Genomic DNA, 16,868 nt, shown 5'->3' on the forward strand with positions numbered 1-16,868 from the left:
TTGAGACTTCGAACACCTCCCTCAACGGCGCGGGGGTCTCGTGCGTTGCGACCTCGACGCCGTCACCCCATCAGTGGCCACTCTGAAACAGCTCACTGCGGCCCCCTGTTCGAGCAGGGGGCCGCCGGGTAGTGCGTCGAGCCTCGAAAGGGCCGATACCCATGTTCCAACGTAGTCGCTGGACCCGTACGCGCACAGTGACCCCGCTCACTGGGGGACTGTCCAAGTGCGGAATGCGGCGGATTCTGATCGCTTCCGTTACGGCCGCGATCGGTGCGCTCCTCGTCGCCGGTGTCCTCACCCACATGATCGAGCCCGAGCAGGGAACGGCCATCGGTAGCATCGCAGCCGCGACGATCGCCGTCATCGCCTACGTCCTGCATCGCCCCTCCCCCGAGGCGGTCGTCATGGGCGAGGAGGACGGCGCCTCCCCGTCGCTGAAGTAGCGCCAGGACAGCCAGGGGCTCCGGGACACCTCGTGTCTCGGAGCCTTCGGGCTTTCTAGTCGGCCTTGACCGGGTCGTAGGGCTGACCGGTCGTGGTGCTGCGGGCGACGCTGCCGGGTCGGCTGCGGCGACCTTCACGAGGAGGTCGACGTCGTCGGTGCGCAGCAGCATCGAGCCGCCGTCGGCGACGAGTTCGAGGGCGCCTTACCAGCCGCATAGAGAACCTGATCTATGGCCTCGGCCTGGGGTTCGAGGTCGTCGACGTCTCGTTCGTCCCGGCCGCCCTCGTCGACGAGGAGAGCTGACGCCGACACGCGACCGCGCATAAGTCCGGTGCGTCGAGGGGGCAATACCTGAGACCCTGTGATCCAGATCTCAGATCAGACAGAGGTTCAGAGCGTGATCATTCTCGATGCGTGCATCGTCCGGGGTCTCAGCCTGGACGACAGCAGCGCCGACCTTCTGCGGGCGCTGCGCGCCGTCGGCGAACGCGTCGCCATTCCTTGGATGGTGGCGCAGGAACTCCTCGCGCAACGGGTCCTCAGCCACCAGGAAGGCCACGACGCGGCAGCCGCGGCGCTGGCCAACTACGCGCGCCACACGCCGTGGAAACCGAGCTTTCAGGTCGAGGAGCCCGATGTTGAACGTGTCCGGAAGCACTGGACTGCGGCGTACGGGACTCTCGTAGAGACCCTTCCGCCGAGCCCAACGGCCATGCAAGCGGCCTTTTTCCGCGAGGCGAACGCTCTCCCACCCTGCAAGAAGCAGGGCAGGAACAAAACCGGGACGAGGGACGCCGTCATCTGGCTCTCGGCGATCGAGTACGCCCGCGAGCACCGCGAAGAGACTGTCTGTTTCGTCAGCAGCAACACCACGGACTTCGGGAAGGGCAGCGGGTACCCCTCACCGATGGACCAGGATGTCGCCGACCTCGGCGACCGGTTCATTCACTTCACGAAGCTCGACGAGGTGATCGAACGATTCACGAAGCGCACGGAGACGGACGAGGCTCTCGCGGCCGAGATCCTCGGCTCGCGAACGGTGCTCATGAGCATGGGGGCGGCGGCAGAGAAGCACCTGGGCGCCTTGAGCGAGACCTTCCCGTGCACGACTCTTGGCCGCGAGGTCGGGCAGGAAACGGCCGTTATGTCCGCCGCGGGCTGGGTCTCGGTCAGGGCATCGCTCCGCTCCGTGGACAAGCTCCGGGCGTACCGGATCGGCGAGCACGAGTGGTACACGGCCGTCGTTCGGTGGTGTATCTCCGGCATCGCCTACTTCGGCGACGGCGATTTCAGTGCCGGTTCCGCAGGTTCGTCCTGGACCACATCCGTCCTGTTCACCCCGGACGCCGCCAATCCTCGCTTGACGATCCTCCGCTACGACCTGCCCCTCCCGCTTCCCTCCGAGGAGTTCATGTCCCTCGGGCTCAACCAAGGAGTCATCTCGCTCGCCCCGCTGGCCGACGTCATCCAGATGCTCGTCCCAGCGATCAAGAAGCTTGTGCCGCGCGGACTCCCTCGGGCCTACGAAGGGGCGCTGGTGAAGCAGGCTCGACAGAGCGCCCTGGAGCGGCGGATCAAGGCCGTGCTGGCAGACAAGGAAGAGGAGGAGTAGGCGCGAACCGGTCAGCTCCGGCCCCAGCCGGCGCCCCCGCGCCACCGCCTCCGATGCTGAGCCCGTACCTCTGCGCCCCACGGCTGACCCGTCCGTCGGCCTGGCCCCGGCCCGGAGTGCGGGGTCGTCGACGTGTCGCTCGTCCCGGCCGCTGTTGTCGACGAGGAGAGCTGAGCCCGCCACTAACTGGCCATGAGGAACACCGTCAGGGGCCAAGAGACGCGCGGGTTCAGGTGCACTCACGGTAGATACGAGCAAACCAACGAGGTTCTGGCACGATCGGCATCGGCCCAAGGGGCTCTGTCGCCGCCTGCTTGAAAGAGGATCAAGAACTCGAATGACGCCAGCCGCATCCACGAGCAAGATCTTGAAGCTCGAACTGACCTCGCTGGGCCCTCAGCCCCGTGGTTGCCCAGCCGAAGTCAAGGGGTCCTGGAAGTACCTCGTCGGTGCTCACGACAGCGTCGCTGGTCTCTTTGACACCCTCCACGTGCTGCGCCTCAAATCCGCAGAGGAGAGTGACGCGCGGGGCAGGCTGTCCCATGATCAGACTGATCAGCTCAGGGCCGCAATCGTGTTCACTTCAGCGGGGTTGGACGCCTGCCTCCGGAGGTTGCTGAGGGACGCACTGCCCACTCTCGTCAACGGAAACAGCGCCGCAGAAGGAAAGTTCAAGCTCTTCGTCAACGAACAGCTGAATACCGAGAAGGCCAGTAAAGGGTTCAGGGCCGCAGTGATCGACCCTGACCCCAGGACTCGGTTGATCGACATGTATGTCGAGTCTCTGACCGGCTCAAGTCTCCAAGGACACAAGGACCTTCAGAAGGTACGAGATGCCCTGGGAATCCCGGCGTCAGACATAGGAGACAGCACACTCCAGAAGCTGGGTCCGTTCTTCGCCGCCCGTAACGAGATCGTGCACGAACTGGATCTCGTGGACCCGACCGGGAGGGGGAAGTCGACTCGGCGTGATCGCACGATGTCGGCAGTCAAAGATCAATGCGATGAAGTGCTTCAGCAGGTCAAGTCGTTGGTTTCTCACGCCGCAAAGCAGGTGAAGTCAGCCAAGCCCGCCACCCCGTGAGCCTCCTTGGGCAGGCGGCCGGTGCGAAGTGGGACTACTGCACCGAGAAATACTTCTGCATCGTGAATCGCGACCAGCGCTCACCCGCCGGAAGGTGGATACTCGTTCCTCCGGAACCGAACACCCAGCCCCATCGATCCCCGGCAGATTGATCAAGGGCAGGAAGCGCCCCAAGGTCGAGTCGTGCAGGCGGGTTCGGCCAGAGCCTCGTAATCAGTCCAGCCTCCTCAAGGGGGTGCTCGATGTCTGTGAGCGGGTGGAAGGCGAGCTGGAAGGCAACCGTGGACCCGACGGGATCGGAGGTGGCAAATCCAAGCATCGTGCTGGAGCCGGCGCCACCGGCCCCGTTGTCCGACGTCACTCGCGGGAGCAAGGTCGTCTCAAACGGCGGAAGGGTAACCGGGGGTGCATCGGGACTCACGACAGCCGCCCAGAGCGACAAGTCATCGGGGAGTTTTCCGGTACTCCGCATGGTGGACAGCATGCCTTGGGGGAACTCCCAGGACTGCTTGGAGCGCTTGCGGAGTTCCGAGTTCACTGCTTCTGGATGATTGGAAAGAAGTAGTGTCTTAACTGCCCCAACGAGCCACGGCGTCGACATCCTGGCCGGTGACGACCTGAAGACTGTCGAGAATGTTGTTGACGTGCCGTTTCGCCGGCCGCTCGAAAGTATCGTTGAGCCATCCATTGCAATCTGAAGGGCTGCCACCACCGCAAACCGGCAAGAGGACTCGCGCCAACTGTTGCCGCTCGGTTTGCCCATTGTGCTTGGGTACTGGCTGACGGTTGATCTCGATAGTGAAGGGGCCTTGGCCGTCCGAGCGCCGAAGGAGCCATGTCGGCAGGACGTGTTCACCCTTCCCTGGGGCAGGTGCTCCGCAGAACACGCACGTTTTGGACATGGCTTGAGGCTACTCGTCCGCCTCCGTCCAATGTGCAGGCATTTTCTGAGGCTCGGTCAGCGTGGCAACTTGGTGGTGCTTTCGGGGTGAGCGGCGGAGATGTAGCGCATGGCGGTGGTGTCGCTGATGCCGAACAGCCGCATGAGGCGGAGAGGGTCCGCAGATTTGCGGGCTTCGTGGAGGATGCGGTCCTGCCGGAGCTGTGACAGCGAAGCGTCCAGCTCGCGAAAGGTCCGCTTGAGCATCGTGGCGGTGACCGGCGGATGCCCGGCGTGCATCGCACTCTGCTGGCTGACCAGCAGGTAGGGATTGGTGGAGCCGGGCCAGCGGCGGTGCCGCTCGGCGAGCCACTCCATGGCGATGCCCTGGGTGAACTCTTCGAGGTGGATGGTGTGGCGTCGCAGGACGCGCCGGACGACGAGGTGCCCCTTGGAGAGGTCGAGGTCGGCCGTCAGCAGCTGCCGGACTTCGTGACCGGGCAGGGCATGGACGGCGACCAGGGCCAACGCGAGTCGTCCGGCGGTGCTGTTCGAACGGTCGAGCAGCCCGGCGAGGACGTCGGAGGGGAGGGCTGGCGGAAGGGTCTGGACGGCGCCGACGACCACGCCCCGGGTGGGGTTCCGGAAGATCAGCTGTTCCTGCTTCAGCGCCCGGAACAAGCTGCGGAGCGCGACGTGGAGAGAGCGGGCCGGGTTGCCCTGGCGGGCGCCGACCGCCTTCTTGATGTCTTCGTTGGTGATCTCCCGCAGACTGGTGACGCCGTCGGCGATCCAGCTCTCCAGCGTCGTCTTGAAGGCCGTGAAGTGGCTGCGGATGTTGTAGTAGCTGCGGGGCTCGTGCTCGCGCCGGCCCTGCCCTCGCAGGACGGTGACCCAGGCCCGTACTTCCGTGGCGATCTGCTCCGGCCCGAGAGGACGGAGCCGGAATCACTCTCGGCCTCATAGCCCCGGCCGGATGCTGGCTTCGAAGACGAGTTGTCGGATTGCGACGATGGCCGGTTCCGCGCAGCCGTGTGGCTGCGCGGGGGAGGGGTGGCTGGCCTCTCCGTGCCGGCCATCGTGCGGTGTCTGGTCCGCCGGGAGTTCGTCGTTCCCTTCAACCAGAGGCCGCGGTCTTACGGTATCCCGCCTGCGATGCGGTTCGTCGCGCTGCAGTCAGGAGGTCGAGGAGCGGCGGGCGGCCAGGTCCTCGAGGCGGGAGCGTTTCCAGCGCTGCTGGCGGGGGCGGCCGCCGCTGCCGCGGCGGTACTCGTATCCGTCGGGCTGTGCGAGGTCGGGCAGGAGTCCGTGTCCGAGTGCGCTGATGAAGCTGTCGGCGTTGCTGTATCCGAGGATCTGGGCTGCTTCGGCGGCGCCGACCAGGTCCTCGTTGGCGTCCTGGTCGGCCGGCGGCAGCACACCGCGCTTGCGGGCGACGGCGACGACGGTGGCCCGGCGCCACTTCTTGCGCGCCGGTCCGCGGCTGCCTTCCTCCTTCTCCAGGGCGTCCGGCTCGGGCAGTTCGGGGATGCGCCCCTGGTAGAGGGCGCTGGAGAAGGAGGCCGTGCTGCTGTAGCCGAGGAGGCCGGCGATCTCGGTCGTGCCGAGGAGTTCGTCGGGATCTCCGTCCGCCGACACCTCGGGTCGCGCTGCCGCCGGAGCGGAGCTGCGCCGGCCCTTGCCGGGGCGGTTGGTCGCCCAGGTGACGATCGTGCCGCGGCGCCACATCGGGCCGTCGGCGTCCTCGTCGGGCTCGGGGAAGTAGCCGGGCCGGTCGCGGAAGTAGGCGTCGATGGTCGAGGTGCGGGTGTAGCCCAGAAGTTGGGCCACTTCCCGCTTGGTCAGCAGCTCGTCCTGGTCGGCATCGAGAACCGCGGCCGGCAGCGAACGCTTCTTCGGGGCACGCTGCGCGAAGAACGCGGCGATCTCGTCGTGGCGCCAGAACCGCTTGCGGCCCTCGGTGCGCGCGACCGCGGGGAAGCCGCTGTCCGGGGTGTTGCTCCACTCGCTGACCCGGGGCTTGCTCGTGCCGAACTCGGACACGATCTGCGCGGTGTCCACGAGCCGGTCGGCGGAAGACATCAGGTCCCCTCGGAAGAGCCAGTACGGCGGTGCCGACACTCGGATGAGCGCGACATGTTCGATAATGCTAAAGGGGGTGGTTTGTTGTCCAGCCTGACGCCAGATTGGCCTACAGCACTTCCTCGTCCAGCAGGCACACCCCGAAGCGCGCTGCACGCTCCGCCAGCTCCGTGTAGGCCATGGCGGCCGGCGCCGCGTCCCAGGTTGCGAACGCGAGAGCGGAGACCGCCTCGCCGCGCGTCATCCCCTCCTCCCACGGCGCGCCTGCAGCGGCGCACCGCTCGGCGAGTTCGGCGTCGGACAGGCTCGAGGTCTCCCCGTCCACGCCGGTCCGGACGTCGGTGACGCCCTCGCACCAGGCCCGGTGGCCCGCAGACAGCAAGTCGCGCAGCCTGTCCGGGTCGCTCGCACTTTGGGTCTGGGCGGCGAGCTCGAACAGCAGGGCGGTGGGGTTCATCTCCATGGTCATCTCCCAATCCACTGTAGGGGCGCCGTCTTGGGTTGAGGCTCATCGCCGTGTACTCCAGGCGCAGCGCCTCACCGGCGATGTCCGGCTGGGACCGCATCCGTTCCAGGTGGGCGGGCAGCGTTCCCATGGAGATCGGGAAGCGACAAGCTATTGAGAATTCGAGGTAGTGATCGGGCAGGGTGTACGGATGCCTGAGTCGTCGTTGCCCGGTGGTTTCGTCAATGCCGTCGTCCGTGTCGGGGACACGGTGCGTCGTCCAGCCTCTGCTCGCACGAACTTCGTGGGTGATCTGCTGAGGTTGCTCGAAGCCGGTGGGTGGAGCGGGGCTCCGCGGTATCTCGGTGTGGACGAGAAGGGCCGCGAAGTATTCAGTTACCTCGATGGCCATGTGGCGTGGGAGTCGCGACAGCCTGCTGCTGTGTCGTCGGACGAGAGCCTGGTGGCGGTTGCCCGGCTCGTGCGCGAGTTCCACGATCTGACGGCCGGAACCTCTCTGGCCGCAGACCACGAGGTCGTGTGCCACAACGATCTGTCACCCAAGAACACGGTCTATCGGCTGGTCTCTGGCGAGCTTCGGCCGGCGGCGTTCATCGATTGGGACCTTGCGGCGCCGGGCGCGCGGATCCATGACATCGCTCATGTCTGCTGGCAGTACCTTGGGCTGGGCCCTTCGGTGGCCGACATCGGGGAGGCAGCCCGGCGCATGAGGCTGATCGCTGACAGCTACGAGTTGTCGGACCGGCGGCGTCTTGTGTCCGTGGTCTTGTGGTGGCAGGACCGGTGCTGGCGGGGCATCGAGACCGCGGCGCGTGCCGGTGACGTCGCCATGGTCCGGCTTCGTAATGCTGGGGTGGTGAGGGAGGTTCAGGGGGCGTATCGGTGGGTTTCCGATCATCGGGCTGCTTTGGAACGCTCACTGCATTGAGCGCGTGTGACGGTCACTCGGGGTTGTGGGGGAGGCGGTCGCACGCCGTGCCGAGGCGGGAGCGCGTCCGGCGAGGACGGTGGGCAGGGTGTCGTCGATGTAGGCGACATGGTGGGCGAGGTCCACGCCGACCTGGGCGGAGTCGAGGTGGAGCAGGCCGGCGCGCAGGGCCAGGTTCCCGGTGGCGATCACGTGCACGGCGTCGGTGAGGCACTCGGCGGCGTGCCGGGCGAGCGGCCCGGTGACGGTGCAGATGACCGGGATGGGCTCGCCGTCGCGCCACTGCCCTTCAGTGCGGTCGTACTCGCGCGGGACCTGCATCACGGTGAACCGGGCGGCGGGTGTGCCGCGTTCGGTGTGGCGCAGCTGCACGGTCCCGTACACGCGGCCGCGGATGACAGCGGTGGTCTCTCCGCTCATGGAGGTGCTCCTCGATGCGACGAACGGTCTGGTGGCGCCCGGGAGTCAATCGAGTTCCATAATACCTATAAATGGGACAGTGTCACACCTTTTTTCCTCCACGGTGGAGACACCCGCCCCGCTGAGGCCTACTCCGGCCTACGGCTCCCGCAACTCGCGCTCCACCTCAACACCTAGGTCGAGCTGGGGAGTTCCCGGTGGGGCTGGCACGCGCGCATGGGCTCGCTTTCGGGCATTGGCACGTGCGGCGAAGCCCGGCAGGGCATGCTGTCGCGCATGCCTTCCGTTGCCCGCATCCTTGGCGTGATCGCCGTCGTCGTAGGCCTTGCTGGCGGTGGCTTCGCCGCTGGTCGCCTCACGGCCCCGGAGTCCGACTCCACCGCGTCCAACTGCGCCGAGCCTCGGAAGCTGTACCGGCACTACGTCGACGCCATTACCCCAGACCAGGAAGTTGCGGCGAAGCGGACCAACGGCCGGATACTCGCCAACACGATCCTGCAGAATCCTGGTTGCTTTAGCACCGCCGACCGGGCGTCTGCACAGACCATCCTCGACACGATCGACCAAGGTGTGCAGGAAGACACACTCAATGATCTCAAGGAGTGCGTCGCAGACGCCACCGACGAGTACTCGTGGAGTGACTGCTGATCCGCTGCTGCGACTGTGCCCCGCCGACGGGTAGTGGCCCGCGCGGTGGGTAGGGGCGTCGTGGCCGGTGACCTGCGCGGCGGACACCTCTACCGCAGTTCGAGGTCAGTGCAGTGTGTCGATGGCCTTCACGATCAGGGCCCGAGCCTCGGTCCCGTGCACGGCCAGCTCCGTCAGCCGGGCGAACGCCCGCAGGTAGATGTCGAGTTCGCTGGGAGCCGTGACGCTCACCTTCGCGGCGAGCAGTTCCACGTGGATGCGTGTGTCGTCGAACACTGTGAACTGCTCGAGCGGCCACATGCCGCCCTCGCGCGGGGCCGTGGCCGGGATGATGCCGAGTGATATGGACGGCAGGGACATCGCGGCGAGCAGGTTGCCGAGTTGACCGGCCATCACGTCCTGGTCACCGACCCGGTGGTTGAGGACGTTCTCTTCGATGAGGGTCGCGAAGCGGTGGTCGCCTTCGTGGATGACCCGGGCACGGCGCATGCGGACCTCGACCGCGTCGGCTACGTCGTCCGGGGTGCCGCGGAAGCCCGCGATCGTGCGCATGAGGGCCGTCGCGTAGCCGGGGGTCTGCAGGTAGCCGGGCATGACGTGGGAGGCGTACACGCGGAACAGGCGGGTGCGCTCGTACAGCTTGGCCGAGGCCTCCGCCAGCTGCTTCATGCCCGTGCGTTGCAGCCGCTTCCACTGGAGGTACATGGAGTCGGCCTGCCGGTTGGCCGCGATGAGGTCGGCCGCCTGGTCGACGGCGCCGCAGGCCGTGCACCAGGCGCGGATGTCGGCGTCCGCCGGGGCGGTGACCGCGTTCTCGATCCTCGACGACTTGGCGACGGACCAGCCACACCGGCGCGCGAGTTCCTTGCCGTTGATGCCCGCGTCCAGGCGCAGCTCCCGCAGGCGGGCCGCGAGAGCTGCGCGCGCTTCCTGCACGCTGGAGGTGGGGAATGTGGGCATGGCCGGTTACTTGACCTCGTACTGGTCGTGCGGAATGGCCCGCTCCCAGATCCGTTCATACGCGGCCGCGTGCTGGTCGACCGTGGCGGGCTCGTCGCAGAGTTCGTTGCTGACCCACTCGCCGTCGCCGGAGAAGTGGTGGATGCGCATCAGCCGCCCGTCGAAGATCCACAGATCGCTGCCGGGGACGAGTAGATCCCAGGCTCGGCTCCTGGGGAGCCAGCGCACCTGTTCGCCGGCCTCCGCGTTCGCGCGCGTCTGGTAGTGCTCCCAGGCGATGTAGTCGGTGACCGGTTCGGACACGATCCTGACGCGCCGCACCTGTACACCGCGTGAGACGGCGTCCGCGATGCTCTGGTGGTAGGGGCGCCACCAGGAGGCGCGGTCGTCCCAGTCGACGCGCTGGCCGCCCTTCCATGCCTCGAAGCGCGGGTTGGTGAAGTAGGTGTCCCGCATCTCCAGGTGGGCAGCCGACTTGCCGGTGTCGGCGAGGAGTTCAGCGAACTCCGGGATCGAGCTCATCGCACGCCTTCCTGAGGATCGGGATCATGCGGGCCGGGATCCTGATGACCGTCTCGCCGGGCGGGATCGGCGCCCGGGCCGGGGACAGTGCGTCGCACGCTGCGGTCGTCTCGTCGTCGGCCTGGTAGCTCTGGATCAGCAGGTCTGCCGTTTGCGTGTCTACCCAGACTGTGGGGCATCCGTCCTCGTCCGTCTCGGGGTCGATCCCGACGAAGTGAATGTTCATGGTGGCTGGCCTCCCGCGCTAGTCGGTTGCAGCTGTTTACGCCACCGTCGTGTCCGTACGTCACATGGTCAAGAGTGCATGTCGGCCATGACCTGTGTCTCCAACTGCCGTGTAATTCGGTGCAACTTCATAGTCGGGCAGGTGCGTTGGTTCCTACGGTCGGGATACGACGAAACCCGGCGGCCGCTCGAACGGCCTCGGGCATGGCCAGCGCTGCGAGGGAGCGTCGACACGATGCAAGCCACAGTCCATCCGCCGACCGACCAACTGCTGCTGTCGGCGGAATGCGCCCTCGCGCAGCGGCCCGGCTACCGGGGCCTGCATCGTGACTGCCGTCAGACGCAGGACGTGCCGCTGCCGCACGCGGTCGGCATCCTGCTCGCCCGGCGCTGCGGGTGCACCTGCCATCGCAGGGCCGCCTCATGACCACGGCCCTGCACTTCTGCCGGCACTGCGACGAGCCGATTGCCGACCCGGACGACGCGGTGTTCATCGGCCACGAACCAGGCAACAGCGGCCCGGGCTGGGACATCTGGGCGCACCGGGCACACGCCCACCTCGTCGGTCCAGACCTCGACGCAACCCGCATCTTGACCAGGGTCCTGGTCGCTCGCGCCCTGCGCCAGCCCAAAACGCCGGGAGGCATTCCGTGACCAAGTCCACCGAACGGCGGACCGACGCGGCGCGAATGGAACAGTCCCTGGGAGGGTGAGCGGCTGGTCTCCCTCGATCGGCTGTGCGGGCTCAGCAGAGCCGGAGTTGGACGTGACGGACTCCCGCAGCTGATCGGGCCTCCAGCTCTCGATTACCTCCGCGGGAAGGGTCTCGATATCGTCCGCCTCAACCTGGCTGGCCCAACCGGTCAGGTCGTCGCCGAACAGCCGCCGCCACTTCAGCAGGACGGGGAACAACTGCCCGACGTCGTCGACCAGAGCGACGGCGCGGGCCTCGTGGGGGCCGGGACACTCGGCGAAGGTGGGAGCGTCGGGGCGGTTGCGCTCGCCCAAGGTCATCAGCCAGCGCACGATCACACCGTCTCCTTGGTCCTGGGGTACGCCTCGGCTCCCCTGCGGCGGGCGCGGCCGCGCCGCTGCTGGGCGCGCAGAGACGCGACCTCGGCCCGGTACTTGTCCGCGAGGGCCCGTTCTTCGGCGGCGCGCTCGCAGTAGTAGGGGGTCTTCCACTCCAGCACGTGGATGTCGCGGGCCAGCGAACCTTCGTCGTCGGCCAGCATCGGCAGCAGGACGGGGTGCGGGTGGGCCGTGAACAGGCGCGCGATCGTCCACCAGAAGGCCACGGCGGCCTTCAGTTCTCGGTGGGCGGTCTGCGACTCTGCCGCGCAGCGGACGGCGTCGGCGTCGGCGCGCGAGATGGCCCAGTTGAGGAACCGCAGCAGTCCGGGCGTCTTGCGCTGCCTGGACGCATCCAGGATCCGGGGCAGGTCGTCGCGCTGGGCGACGCTGTCGGCGCACGCGCGCAGAACGGCGGTGAGCGTCGCGGCCGTCTTTGGCGACGGCTCGTTCCCCGCGGCGGTCGACAGCGGATAGACGGACTCCTCGGGGCGGTCGCCGTACTCGTGGGGACAGCGGGTCAGGCTGCCGTGGTAGCCGGTGCGGCCGTGGGCGAGCCGCGGAAGGGCGTCGTCGGGGGCGGTCGTCTCGAAGGCGTCGACCGGGCCGAGACAGGCGCGCACAGCGCTGAACTGGTCCCAGTGGCGCGGGTGTTGGGTTCCGGTGACGTGCACGCTGCCGCGCATCGCCCCGTGCAGCTCGAACACGACGCAGTCCGTGCGCCGGGGGCCGGCGGTGGCGCGCACGATGCCGGTAGGCGTTCGATCGTGAGGGCGTCGGTGGTGGACATGGGCGGTTCCTCTCGCGGTGGGGCGGACGGCGGCGGGCTACTCCTGCGGCTGCTTGTGGCGGCGGAGGTTGCACCGCTCGGTGAGGGAGGTCTCCTTGCCGCACGGGCACTCGGCGTAGCGGCGGCCGTGCAGGTGGAAGAACTTCGGGCCGGTCGCGCTGGCGTTGATGGTGCGGATGGTGCCGGGGACCGGCTCCTTGTTCGTGCAGTAGCCGTCCGGCGTGACGGCGGGCTTGTCACTCATGGGCGTGCTCCTCGGTGGCCTCGTCGGGGCGGTGCAGGGTGGGCGCGGGGTAGACCAGACGCAGCGGCTCGGCGCTGCCCGGGCAGGGGATGACCGCTTCCTGGAGTTCGCGGGTGTCCATGGGGTGCAGCCATCCGGCCCGTACGGTCCAGCCGCACGCGCGCGGGGAGGGCTCGTCGGCGGTCGTGGCCACCAGGACGGCGTGCCGCACGGCGCTGTACTCCAGGGCGAACGTCAGCAGCGCGAGGAACCGTAGGTACTCCTCGGCACAGTGGGTCACGCGCAGCGGCGCAGCTCCGACGGACAGGGACAGGTCGGCGGTGACGGTCGTGCCGTTCGTGCGCTCGGCGACGATGCTGAACTGGTGGCTGCCCTCGTCCAGGACCAGCAGCAGGGCGGCGAGCACGTGGACGGCGCGGCCCACGGCGGACGCCGTGACAGCGTCAGCCCTGCGGGTGGCCCGGGGCTCAGACATGGGCGGCCTGCTCGAAGTACTCGGGGGCGAGATCGTGGGTGTACGCGACGTCGCGCGCGGCCTCGCCGTCCAAGGCAGCCACGATCAGGACGCTGCCCTCGATCTCCTCGGCGCGGCGTGCGGCGGCAGTGGCCTGCTCCTGACGCTTGCCCTCGTCGTCCGGCACGCGCAGCACTCGGTGGATGCCCCGCTCCCTGGTGAAGATCACGACGTAGCGGCGGAAGTCCACGATCGTCGACGGGCGGGCCGGGCCGGTCGTCGTGTCGGCCAGCGTCGCGCGGGCCTCGGCGAGCACCTTCGCCACTTCCTCACTCGCCTTCACGCCCGTGTCCCGCAGGCTCCCGTTGCGGCCGTAGAAGACGCGGGCCTTGTCGCGGACGGGCGCGAACTCCACCGGGGCGTAGAGGCTGATCATGCGGCGGGCGTACACGTCGCGCTGGTCCCGCTCGGCCTGGGCGACGCGCGCGGTGTCCGTCACCTTGCCGTGCGTCCAGCCCAGCGCGGCCGCGGCGCACGACGTGCCGTAGTACGCGACGTCTTCGGCGGTGCCCTCTTCGTTGCCGTCGGCGTCCATCGGCATGAGCGCGACGGTGCGCTTGAGTCCGCGGCGGCCGCAGCAGCCGCACTCGGTGAAGTCGTCGGTGACACCGAGGATTTTCCACTTCGAGGTACGCATGAAAAAAGGCCTTCCATGGGGCGGTGGGCGGGGTGGCTGGTGCGCGTCCGCCGGCCTCGGGGCGCGGCGCAGTACGGCGGGGTGTCGTTTGCGCGCGGTCTGCTCCGCAGACGCGACGCGCTGCCGCTACGCGGCAGGGGTCAGCGGGGGAGCGCTCCGCGCTCCTGATGCGGGGGTGAGCGCTCCGCGCTCGGGGCCCGTGCGGCCGCTGCTGGCCGGTGAGGGGCCGGGTGGGCACCCGTGGGGGGTTGGGGTGCCCACCCGGCGGTCAGGGGGTCAGACCGTGGTGAGGGCGAATGCCTTCTCCATCAGGTCGCTCGCCGCTCCGCTGATCACCCGCTCGGCGCGGGCTGCGGCCTTGTCGGCGTCGGTCTTGCCCCGGGCCGGTGCGACGTGGTTCGCGTACTCGGTCAGGGCGTTGTATCCGGCCCACCGCGTGCCCCGGATACCGGCCTGTGTGTCGGCGTGCTCGAACAGGTTCGAGATCGCCCCCCACCGCTGGCGCTGGTTGGTCTTGGCGCGGGCGTGGTCGCTGTCCTTGACCGGCCACAGCTCGTCCACCACCGACTTCAGCTCACCGAGTGTCATCTCGGCTTCGATCATGCGCTGCGCGGCCTGCTCGAACTCCTCGGCGTACTTGAAGGTCAGACCGAGGGCGGAACGGGCCTGCGCGATCCGGGCCTTGGCTCCGGCCGTGTGCCGCACCACGAACGAGGAACGGGCCCCGTGGATGGCGGCACGCATGGTGTTGGCGCACACCACCCGGACCGGCGTCACCACGATGCGGAACGCGCTGCCTCCGTCGTGGCTGTTGAAGGCGGCGATGTACAGATCCACGTCGTCGTCACGGCCGATCGTGAGGCCCTGCGGCATCTTCATGGTCAGGAACACCTGACGGCCGTCCTTGAGCGATCCGGCGGTCTCGAAGTGCGCGCCGGACTCGTCGGCCAGCAGGTCGAGGAACTCGGCGTGCTCCTCGTTCTGCACGGGGTGGTAGTCGCTGCCCACCACTCCGAGCGTCTGCGTGCGGCCGGTCTTCGGGTGCGTCCGCGCGGTGGCGAAGTGCTGCGCGACCTCGACCGGCGTGGTGCCGTCGGCCGTGATCTCGGTCGCGGTCAGGGGCAGGAGACGCACGTTCCACCCGGACAGAGACGCGAGGCTCATCGCCTCCTCGGCGGTCATCGCGCCCTCGGTGACGGTGCCCAGCTTGTGCCACGCGCTCTCGTTGGCGGAGACGAACGCGGCGGTCCCGTCGGTGAACTGCTCGATCTCGTGAGCCACTTGGGCTTTCCCTTCTGGTGACGAACTTTCGGCGGTCCGGTCCGGGGGCCACCCGTTCCGAACTGGTTCCATAATACCTATCTCGAGGGTAGGGGCCACCGAATAAAACTCCGGCGCGCTCCACCCCAGGGGCGATGCTCCTACCTGCGGTTGCTGGCTCACACGCGCCAGTGCTGCGGCAGTGCCGTCACGCTCCACGCGTGCACTCCGGTCAGTACGGTGGCGAACGTGCCGTTCCTGTACTCGCTCAGGCGGTAGAGCACCGACTCCCGCCCCCGGTAGTCCAGTTGACGGTCAATCCGGGTCACCCAGTACCGCCCGTGTAGGCGCTCCTGCGACCCGTGGTAGCTGACCAACTGCCCCATGCCGGGGCCCATCTCCGCATCCATGGCGGTTGACAGGTTGGACAGGGCCGTACCGAACGTGTGCGGCGGCAAGGGAACGTCGGCCAGCGCGGGCCCGGTGTGCCCGGTCCGCACGCCAGTGATCCATCCCACCTCGAACAGGGGCCGGGCCAGATCGCGCACGCTGTGCGGGAATCCGGTGTTCGCGGGGAGCTGCTCCATCGCGGCCCGGAAAGCGGCCTCCAGTTGCTCTCGCTCGCCCTCGGTCGCCGGAACGGCGCGGCGGGCGGGCTCAGTGCTCGTCATGCTCACAGGGACTGTCCCTCCGGTTGGAACTGCGGTTGTCCGGGGGCCCGATGGGCCGGGCCCCCGGCGAGTCGCCTACTTCAGGCCGCGCGTCCGCATGAATTCACTGATGCGGAATGCGACGGCACGAACCGAAAGGGATGCGCCCCGGATGCTTCCGAGAATGCGCGGCCCGGTGTCGCCGTCGTGAATGACGTGGAACTCAAACCCCTGAGCGACCGGCAGAAGAATCCGGATCGGCCCGGCCGTGGTGTCGAAGCGAATCGACGTGGTGTGCTCGTCCTGGTTGTGCACGATGACAGCGTCTCGAAGCAGTTCGGGACGCGGGAGGAAATTCGCGATCCGGCGCGCCTTTTTCGCCTGCGGGGTGTCGATTTCCCCGGTCTCCGACGTCACCTTGCCGTTGGCGATGACGATTTCCACGCGTATGCCTCTCTGTTGACGAACATTCGGCGGTGTCGGAGGGAGCCACCCTCTGACATGTTCCATAATACAGTTATTCTGGATCTGCTGCACTACCTCACGCGCAAACTCCTGCACTATCTCCTGCACCATCCCCTGACCTCGACCGGCAGCCGGCCTCCCCAACACCCCAGGTCAGAGCCGCTCTTGCACGTGGTCAGGGCAGCTGACATCCCCTCAGCTGCCGCTCTCCCTGCCCGAATGAGAAAGAAGGTGGGGGCGGGCAAGGGCGGCGCGGCGACCTCGGGGATCGGGCCGGGGTTTCAGGTTGCGCGTCGGCGGGGCCTCCGCGCTCAGGCGCTGGCGCGCCCGAATCACGCAGCGATCGTTCATCGCTGGGCGCTGTGCTTTGACCATGGCTGCGCTTCTTCTGCGAGGGGTGCAGGGGTGGACACAACACATCGGGCGTGCGGATGCAGGGCACAGCAGGCGTCCCTGATGGGGTGTCAATTCGCTTTCACTCAAAGGCAATCGGGCACAGAGGGAGAGCTTCATCGGATCCGTTCCAAAGATCTTCTAATTGAGTTACAGGAGGAGAACGAAAGTAGCCAGGCCTGACCTGCTCAACGACCTATTTTTGTGAAGCGGTACCTAGATGTCATCCCAGAAAATATCCGAGCAAGAAGAATGACGCACAGGTTCAGATGAGTTGGGCTCAAGGCGGAGAGTTGCCACAGCCGCAGGTTTCTGGAAACCTGCGGACAACTCGACAGTCTGTCATTCCTTTCCTGAAGGGTCGTCAACTCCCTTGCCAGCGTGGTCCGTCCGGCCCCCGGTTTGCAGGTGCTTCTTTAGGAAGTCGCGGAGCGAATTCCGTCTCGAATTGCGGAGCAATTCGGATACCGTCACGGAGTGACGGTATCTCAACTCCCTTGCGGAGCAAGGGAGTTGATCCGCCGCGTAGCGGCGGCGCGTCGTGTCTGCGGAGCAGACCGCGCAGATCG

Annotated in this window: 20 protein-coding genes; 5 read left to right on the plus strand and 15 right to left on the minus strand. The window is 67.6% G+C overall.

From position 1 onward, the window contains the following. The first annotated feature begins 161 nt into the window (after nucleotides 1-161). From ABZ880_RS53690 to ABZ880_RS53700, 3 genes are all read left to right on the plus strand, one after another. The gene (locus ABZ880_RS53690) at nucleotides 162-446 is read left to right on the plus strand and encodes a hypothetical protein (RefSeq protein ID WP_361279145.1); all 285 of its coding nucleotides are present in this window, start codon (nucleotides 162-164) and stop codon (nucleotides 444-446) included. Between the two features lie 363 nt (nucleotides 447-809). Further along, on the plus strand, nucleotides 810-2,060 hold the full coding sequence (locus ABZ880_RS53695; protein ID WP_361279147.1) for a PIN domain-containing protein: 1,251 nt from the start codon (nucleotides 810-812) through the stop codon (nucleotides 2,058-2,060). Between the two features lie 337 nt (nucleotides 2,061-2,397). Continuing rightward, nucleotides 2,398-3,144, plus strand: coding sequence for a hypothetical protein (locus tag ABZ880_RS53700; protein ID WP_361279149.1), 747 nt, complete (start codon nucleotides 2,398-2,400; stop codon nucleotides 3,142-3,144). Between the two features lie 958 nt (nucleotides 3,145-4,102). Here the strand turns inward: ABZ880_RS53700 and ABZ880_RS53705 are convergent. The 3 genes from ABZ880_RS53705 to ABZ880_RS53715 form a co-directional block, all read right to left on the minus strand. Then, complete coding sequence (locus ABZ880_RS53705; RefSeq protein WP_361279151.1) at nucleotides 4,103-4,705, minus strand: hypothetical protein; 603 nt, start codon at nucleotides 4,703-4,705, stop codon at nucleotides 4,103-4,105. Between the two features lie 495 nt (nucleotides 4,706-5,200). Next, nucleotides 5,201-6,106 (minus strand): hypothetical protein, encoded by a 906-nt coding sequence (locus ABZ880_RS53710; RefSeq protein ID WP_361279153.1) that lies wholly within the window; start codon nucleotides 6,104-6,106, stop codon nucleotides 5,201-5,203. A 109-nt stretch (nucleotides 6,107-6,215) separates the two neighbouring features. Next, complete coding sequence (locus ABZ880_RS53715; protein WP_361279155.1) at nucleotides 6,216-6,575, minus strand: hypothetical protein; 360 nt, start codon at nucleotides 6,573-6,575, stop codon at nucleotides 6,216-6,218. Between the two features lie 187 nt (nucleotides 6,576-6,762). Between ABZ880_RS53715 and ABZ880_RS53720 the strand changes: the two genes are divergently transcribed. Beyond that, a complete protein-coding gene (locus tag ABZ880_RS53720) occupies nucleotides 6,763-7,500 on the plus strand; it encodes a phosphotransferase (RefSeq protein ID WP_361279158.1) in 738 nt (245 codons plus the stop codon). Here ABZ880_RS53720 and ABZ880_RS53725 read toward each other — a convergent pair. Further along, nucleotides 7,489-7,920 (minus strand): single-stranded DNA-binding protein, encoded by a 432-nt coding sequence (locus ABZ880_RS53725; protein ID WP_361279160.1) that lies wholly within the window; start codon nucleotides 7,918-7,920, stop codon nucleotides 7,489-7,491. The two genes, ABZ880_RS53720 and ABZ880_RS53725, sit on opposite strands and share 12 nt — an antisense overlap. A gap of 276 nt (nucleotides 7,921-8,196) precedes the next feature. Here ABZ880_RS53725 and ABZ880_RS53730 point away from each other — a divergent pair, with 276 nt between their 5' ends. Next, complete coding sequence (locus ABZ880_RS53730) at nucleotides 8,197-8,568, plus strand: hypothetical protein (RefSeq protein WP_361279162.1); 372 nt, start codon at nucleotides 8,197-8,199, stop codon at nucleotides 8,566-8,568. Nucleotides 8,569-8,673: 105 nt separating this feature from the next. On the opposite strand, the gene ABZ880_RS53735 is transcribed toward ABZ880_RS53730, so the two are convergent. From ABZ880_RS53735 to ABZ880_RS53785, 11 genes are all read right to left on the minus strand, one after another. Next, a complete protein-coding gene (locus ABZ880_RS53735) occupies nucleotides 8,674-9,528 on the minus strand; it encodes a DUF5753 domain-containing protein (RefSeq protein WP_361279164.1) in 855 nt (284 codons plus the stop codon). Between the two features lie 6 nt (nucleotides 9,529-9,534). After that, complete coding sequence (locus ABZ880_RS53740; RefSeq protein WP_361279166.1) at nucleotides 9,535-10,050, minus strand: DUF6879 family protein; 516 nt, start codon at nucleotides 10,048-10,050, stop codon at nucleotides 9,535-9,537. Beyond that, nucleotides 10,025-10,276 (minus strand): hypothetical protein, encoded by a 252-nt coding sequence (locus tag ABZ880_RS53745; protein ID WP_361279168.1) that lies wholly within the window; start codon nucleotides 10,274-10,276, stop codon nucleotides 10,025-10,027. Before ABZ880_RS53745 ends, ABZ880_RS53740 begins: the two co-directional genes overlap by 26 nt. Nucleotides 10,277-10,611: 335 nt before the next feature. Next, entirely contained in the window at nucleotides 10,612-11,307 is a 696-nt protein-coding gene (locus tag ABZ880_RS53750) for a hypothetical protein (protein WP_361279170.1), read from the minus strand. Next, nucleotides 11,304-12,053 carry a hypothetical protein gene (locus tag ABZ880_RS53755; protein WP_361279172.1) on the minus strand — a complete coding sequence of 250 codons (750 nt, stop codon included), beginning with the start codon at nucleotides 12,051-12,053 and terminating at the stop codon, nucleotides 11,304-11,306. Before ABZ880_RS53755 ends, ABZ880_RS53750 begins: the two co-directional genes overlap by 4 nt. A gap of 120 nt (nucleotides 12,054-12,173) precedes the next feature. Beyond that, nucleotides 12,174-12,380 carry a hypothetical protein gene (locus tag ABZ880_RS53760; RefSeq protein WP_361279175.1) on the minus strand — a complete coding sequence of 69 codons (207 nt, stop codon included), beginning with the start codon at nucleotides 12,378-12,380 and terminating at the stop codon, nucleotides 12,174-12,176. Beyond that, nucleotides 12,373-12,855 (minus strand): hypothetical protein, encoded by a 483-nt coding sequence (locus ABZ880_RS53765; protein ID WP_361279177.1) that lies wholly within the window; start codon nucleotides 12,853-12,855, stop codon nucleotides 12,373-12,375. The genes ABZ880_RS53760 and ABZ880_RS53765 overlap by 8 nt, the downstream gene beginning before the upstream one ends. Then, nucleotides 12,848-13,531: a hypothetical protein gene (locus ABZ880_RS53770; protein ID WP_361279179.1), complete on the minus strand. Its 684-nt coding sequence runs from the start codon at nucleotides 13,529-13,531 to the stop codon at nucleotides 12,848-12,850. Before ABZ880_RS53770 ends, ABZ880_RS53765 begins: the two co-directional genes overlap by 8 nt. A 276-nt stretch (nucleotides 13,532-13,807) precedes the next feature. Then, the gene (locus ABZ880_RS53775; protein WP_361279181.1) at nucleotides 13,808-14,812 is read right to left on the minus strand and encodes a DUF932 domain-containing protein; all 1,005 of its coding nucleotides are present in this window, start codon (nucleotides 14,810-14,812) and stop codon (nucleotides 13,808-13,810) included. Between the two features lie 158 nt (nucleotides 14,813-14,970). Next, nucleotides 14,971-15,462 (minus strand): hypothetical protein, encoded by a 492-nt coding sequence (locus ABZ880_RS53780; RefSeq protein ID WP_361279184.1) that lies wholly within the window; start codon nucleotides 15,460-15,462, stop codon nucleotides 14,971-14,973. A 75-nt stretch (nucleotides 15,463-15,537) separates the two neighbouring features. Continuing rightward, nucleotides 15,538-15,885 carry a hypothetical protein gene (locus ABZ880_RS53785; RefSeq protein WP_361279186.1) on the minus strand — a complete coding sequence of 116 codons (348 nt, stop codon included), beginning with the start codon at nucleotides 15,883-15,885 and terminating at the stop codon, nucleotides 15,538-15,540. Nucleotides 15,886-16,868 lie beyond the last annotated feature (983 nt).

It is taken from the genome of Streptomyces sp. NPDC047043, assembly GCF_040644055.1.
Classification (GTDB): Bacteria; Actinomycetota; Actinomycetes; order Streptomycetales; family Streptomycetaceae; genus Streptomyces.

Coding starts and splice junctions, on each gene's coding strand:
- ABZ880_RS53690 (WP_361279145.1), top strand. CDS start 162: ATGTTCCAACGTAGTCGCTGGACCCGTACGCGCACAGTGACCCCGCTC.
- ABZ880_RS53700 (WP_361279149.1), top strand. CDS start 2,398: ATGACGCCAGCCGCATCCACGAGCAAGATCTTGAAGCTCGAACTGACC.
- ABZ880_RS53710 (WP_361279153.1), bottom strand. CDS start 6,106: ATGTCTTCCGCCGACCGGCTCGTGGACACCGCGCAGATCGTGTCCGAG.
- ABZ880_RS53715 (WP_361279155.1), bottom strand. CDS start 6,575: ATGACCATGGAGATGAACCCCACCGCCCTGCTGTTCGAGCTCGCCGCC.
- ABZ880_RS53720 (WP_361279158.1), top strand. CDS start 6,763: ATGCCTGAGTCGTCGTTGCCCGGTGGTTTCGTCAATGCCGTCGTCCGT.
- ABZ880_RS53725 (WP_361279160.1), bottom strand. CDS start 7,920: ATGAGCGGAGAGACCACCGCTGTCATCCGCGGCCGCGTGTACGGGACC.
- ABZ880_RS53730 (WP_361279162.1), top strand. CDS start 8,197: ATGCCTTCCGTTGCCCGCATCCTTGGCGTGATCGCCGTCGTCGTAGGC.
- ABZ880_RS53735 (WP_361279164.1), bottom strand. CDS start 9,528: ATGCCCACATTCCCCACCTCCAGCGTGCAGGAAGCGCGCGCAGCTCTC.
- ABZ880_RS53740 (WP_361279166.1), bottom strand. CDS start 10,050: ATGAGCTCGATCCCGGAGTTCGCTGAACTCCTCGCCGACACCGGCAAG.
- ABZ880_RS53745 (WP_361279168.1), bottom strand. CDS start 10,276: ATGAACATTCACTTCGTCGGGATCGACCCCGAGACGGACGAGGACGGA.
- ABZ880_RS53760 (WP_361279175.1), bottom strand. CDS start 12,380: ATGAGTGACAAGCCCGCCGTCACGCCGGACGGCTACTGCACGAACAAG.
- ABZ880_RS53765 (WP_361279177.1), bottom strand. CDS start 12,855: ATGTCTGAGCCCCGGGCCACCCGCAGGGCTGACGCTGTCACGGCGTCC.
- ABZ880_RS53770 (WP_361279179.1), bottom strand. CDS start 13,531: ATGCGTACCTCGAAGTGGAAAATCCTCGGTGTCACCGACGACTTCACC.
- ABZ880_RS53780 (WP_361279184.1), bottom strand. CDS start 15,462: ATGACGAGCACTGAGCCCGCCCGCCGCGCCGTTCCGGCGACCGAGGGC.